The organism is Actinomadura sp. KC345 (assembly GCF_004348515.1).
GTDB lineage: Bacteria > Actinomycetota > Actinomycetes > Streptosporangiales > Streptosporangiaceae > Spirillospora.
In genome coordinates this window covers 1-3,681 of the sequence record NZ_SMKH01000478.1, presented here as the reverse complement: position 1 = coordinate 3,681, position 3,681 = coordinate 1, and the positions used below count along the sequence as shown (strand labels likewise).

Here is a 3,681-nt window from a genome sequence, read left to right as displayed (position 1 = left end):
GTGCCCCCGCTGCCAGCCCCCGCCCCGGTAGTCAGCCGGTGGTCACCGCACCGCCCGCGACGGTCAGCCTGGCCTGCGGGCCGCCTTCACCGCAGTGTTCGCCGTTCGGGAACGTCGCCTCCGGGGTGACGCCGACGCGCCGTTCGACGATCGTCCCGCCCTGGGCGTCGCTGAGCGTGAGCGTGACCTGCACCGGGGTCTTCGGCAGGCCCTGCACCTGAGCGAACCCGATCTTGCCTCCGTCAGGCGACGCGGACGCTCCACAGACGGCGTCGGGCTCATCGCCCTCGCAGTCCATCGGGACGCTCTTCGAGGACGCCCGCAGCTCGATCCGGGGCTCGTGGCAGGCCCCGTCCCAGCACACCCGCAGCGACGCGGACGCGATCCGCGACGCGTCGGGCGCCCTGACGTCGACCGTCAGACCGGACGGCGACCCGATCGCCGTGCACTCCGGCCCCCCGCCACCGCACGCTGCCAGAGCAAGGACCACACCCACGACCACCACCGACCTCAGCAGGAAGCCCATCCCACAAGACCACCACACCCCGCCCGTACCGCACCCCAGAAACGCAAAAGCCCCCGTCCCGCCCGTCGCCACCAGGACAACGAACGGGAACGGGGACTGCGATCGCGACTCGAGAAACCTCAGCCGGGAACCACCTCAGCCATCACCCCAGCCACGCGACAACCCCAACAGTCGCGATCGCGTCCGAAGGCAGGTTTCGAGCGAAGCAAGAAACCTGATCGCGCAGCGAGCCGCTAGGCGAGTCGGAGCGATGCAGCGATCGCACGCATTGCCCGCCGAAGGGAGGGCCCCCAGGGCCCGACCGCCAAGGGCAAGGCAATCAGCGCTGCGCCTGGAACATCCAGTGCTGCTTCTCAAGGTCGGCGGTGATGCTGATCAGCAGGTCCTGGGTGACCGGGTCGGGCTCGTCGGTCGCGGCGATGCGCTCGCGGAAACGCCCGATCATCTGCGCGAGGAGATCGGTGACCGCGGCGACGACCTTGTCGTCGTCGAGGTATCCGGCCTCCAGCTGCGGGATCGGGGTGCGGTCGGCGACCGTGCGGGCACGGCCGTCGGGGTTCACGCCGATCGCCACGGCACGCTCGGCGACGTCGTCCTGTCCTCCGCGTGCGAGGGCGACGACTTCGTCCAGGTGCTCGTGGACGACCTTGAAGTTGCGTCCGTGAAGGTTCCAGTGCGCCTGCTTGGCGACCAGAGAAAGATCGATGAGGTCGACCAGAGAGCCCTGCAGGGCCTCTCCGGCGACCTTCTGGGCGGAATCGGTGAGAGGACTCTTGACCGGCGCCATGTCCGGCTCCTTCCGCGTTGTTGCCGTTACCGGTTACAACACGGATGCATCCCCGCGAATGTCCTGTTCATGCGTGAGGCCGCGCACACCCGCGGCCCCGGTGGGGCATGAACGCACCAGGAGCGGGTCAGGCCGCGACCATGTCGGCGCGGAGCTCTCCGGTGATCTCTTCCGGGGTCTCCGGAATGCTCTCGGCGGAAATGCGCTCGTGCTCGGGCGCGCCCGCCATGACGGGCTCGTGCTGCAGCTCGGCGAGGGCCAGTTGATCCGCGACGTCCCTCAGTACATGCGACAGCGGAACGCCCAAGGCCTTGCAGATCGAGGACAGCAGCTCCGAAGACGCCTCTTTCTGCCCCCGTTCGACCTCGGACAGGTAGCCGAGCGACACCCGCGCCGCCGCGGACACCTCACGGAGGGTGCGTCCCTGGCGCAGCCGCAGCTGCCGCAGTACGTCACCGAGCAGCTGGCGAAGCAGGACCATCGTCTCGCTCCCTCCCTCAGTTCGGACCATCTGCCGGTTCCACCGTACCCGGCTTGACGGTGAGCATGGCAGACCGTTGATTTCGTGTTCGCTCGGAACGTAACGCTGTAATCAGCTCCCCTCTTCCCGATCTGCCCGAGCCTCCCCGCTCGCGCCCTCGACGTCAAGTCCGAGCAAAAGACGTCTCAGCAGCTCAAGGGCGTGCACGACGGTCATCCGCCGGATCACCGCGCGGATCTCGGGACCCGCGCCGGGCACGGGGAGTCTCGGACTGACCACGGTACGCGAGCCCCTCGGTCCGGCCACCCCGATGTAGACCGTTCCCACCGGATGGCCGTCCTGCGTGTCGGGACCGGCCACACCCGTCACGGCGAGCCCGTACGTCGCACCGAGCGCGACCCGCACACCGGCGGCCATGGCGGCGGCCACGTCCGGGTGGACGGCCCCGTGCTCGGCCAGGAGATCCGCGGGGACGCCGAGCATCCGGCGCTTCACCTCGGTCGCGTACGTGACCATGCCGCCGGCGAACGTGGCGGACGACCCGGGCGTCCGGGTCAGCTCCGCGCCGATGAGCCCGCCGGTCAGGGACTCCGCGGTGGCGACCGTCTCCGACCGCCCGGCGAGCAGCCGGTGGACGACGCGGTCGAGCGTCTCCTCGTCGGCCCCGTACACCGCCGACCCCAGCAGCTCCCTGACCCGCGCGTCGACGCCCTCCAGCCGCTCCGCGGCGCCGGGCCCGGCGACGGTGATCCGGATCCTCACCTCGGCCGGGTCGGGCAGGTAGGCGAGCGCGACCCCGTCCATCGCCTCGACCTCGGCGAGCCGGGCGGCGACGACCGACTCCCACATCCGCGCGGTGCGCAGGGTGCGGCGCGCGACCGCGGGCAGCCCGGCGAGCCCGGCCATCTCCGGCAGCACGACCTCGTCCATGATCGTGCGCATCTCGAACGGGACTCCGGGCAGCGCGTAGACGATCCCGCCGGGCAGCTCGACGCGCAGGCCGGGCGCGGAGCCCGCCGAGTTGCCGAGCAGCCGCGCACCCTCGGGGACGTCCGCCATGCGCAGCGCCATGGGCTGCAGTTCGCGCCCGGCCCTGGCGACCCGCTCGCGCAGCCGCCGCTCCAGCGCGGCGTCCCGGACGAGGGCGACGCCCGCCGCCTTGGCGAGCGCGTCCCTGGTCAGGTCGTCGTAGGTGGGGCCGAGGCCGCCGGTGGTGACGACCGCGTCGGCCCGTCCGAGCGCGGAGTCCACCGCCTCGACGATCACGTCGAGCTCGTCGCCGACGACCACGCTCCGGGTGACGTCGATGCCGTGGTCGGCGAGCCTGCGCCCGAGCCACGCCGCGTTCCCGTTGACCGTGTCGCCGAGGAGCAGTTCGTCCCCGACGGTGAGCAGCTCGACCCGCATCGCTTCCCCATCCCGGCTCTTCGCGTGGCACGGCCCGGGGCGGGCACGCGCCGGGCCGGCGCCCCGAATCTACCGGTGGCGCCCCCCACGCCGTCCCGGGACCTCCCGGGACGGATCGGGAACCCCGCCGGTTGACGGAGAAAACGACCGAATGAGGACGCCGTTCGACCGGCCCGATCGCACCGGTCCAAGCAGGTCTTCACCCGGTATCCCCGTTCACTCGCCCGCTAAATGGGCACGCCGCGCTTTGTGTCCCGGGACGCGGCCTCACCGTCCACTGCGCGTGACATGGCGGGCGGCCGAAACACACATCGTCACCGGATACCGTCGACAGCGCGTCCACCAATTCGCAGAGGCGCAGGTCACGTTGTGAGTCAAAACTCATTCGCCCGATTCGTCGGCCCGCCCATTCGCGCGCGATAATCGGTTATCGCGGCGCCGCGAACGGGGCTGCGGGGCCACGACCGGGGTGGGCGTGGT

General features: G+C 71.2%; 4 protein-coding genes. All 4 read right to left on the bottom strand.

Annotated elements, in window-relative coordinates:
• Positions 1 to 31: 31 nt before the first annotated feature.
• The 4 genes from E1281_RS38460 to E1281_RS38445 all read right to left on the bottom strand — a co-directional run bounded on the left by E1281_RS38460 (position 32) and on the right by E1281_RS38445 (position 3,201).
• Positions 32 to 526 carry a hypothetical protein gene (locus E1281_RS38460; RefSeq protein WP_131884620.1) on the bottom strand — a complete coding sequence of 165 codons (495 nt, stop codon included), beginning with the start codon at positions 524 to 526 and terminating at the stop codon, positions 32 to 34.
• A 319-nt stretch (positions 527 to 845) separates the two neighbouring features.
• Complete coding sequence (locus tag E1281_RS38455; protein ID WP_131884619.1) at positions 846 to 1,313, bottom strand: DNA starvation/stationary phase protection protein; 468 nt, start codon at positions 1,311 to 1,313, stop codon at positions 846 to 848.
• Positions 1,314 to 1,440: 127 nt separating this feature from the next.
• Positions 1,441 to 1,794, bottom strand: a complete 354-nt coding sequence (locus E1281_RS38450; protein WP_131884618.1) for a helix-turn-helix transcriptional regulator — start codon at positions 1,792 to 1,794, stop codon at positions 1,441 to 1,443.
• Positions 1,795 to 1,905: 111 nt separating this feature from the next.
• Positions 1,906 to 3,201, bottom strand: coding sequence for a CinA family nicotinamide mononucleotide deamidase-related protein (locus tag E1281_RS38445; RefSeq protein WP_131884617.1), 1,296 nt, complete (start codon positions 3,199 to 3,201; stop codon positions 1,906 to 1,908).
• Positions 3,202 to 3,681: the final 480 nt, after the last annotated feature.

Coding starts and splice junctions, on each gene's coding strand:
- E1281_RS38450 (WP_131884618.1), bottom strand. CDS start 1,794: ATGGTCCTGCTTCGCCAGCTGCTCGGTGACGTACTGCGGCAGCTGCGG.
- E1281_RS38445 (WP_131884617.1), bottom strand. CDS start 3,201: ATGCGGGTCGAGCTGCTCACCGTCGGGGACGAACTGCTCCTCGGCGAC.
- E1281_RS38460 (WP_131884620.1), bottom strand. CDS start 526: ATGGGCTTCCTGCTGAGGTCGGTGGTGGTCGTGGGTGTGGTCCTTGCT.
- E1281_RS38455 (WP_131884619.1), bottom strand. CDS start 1,313: ATGGCGCCGGTCAAGAGTCCTCTCACCGATTCCGCCCAGAAGGTCGCC.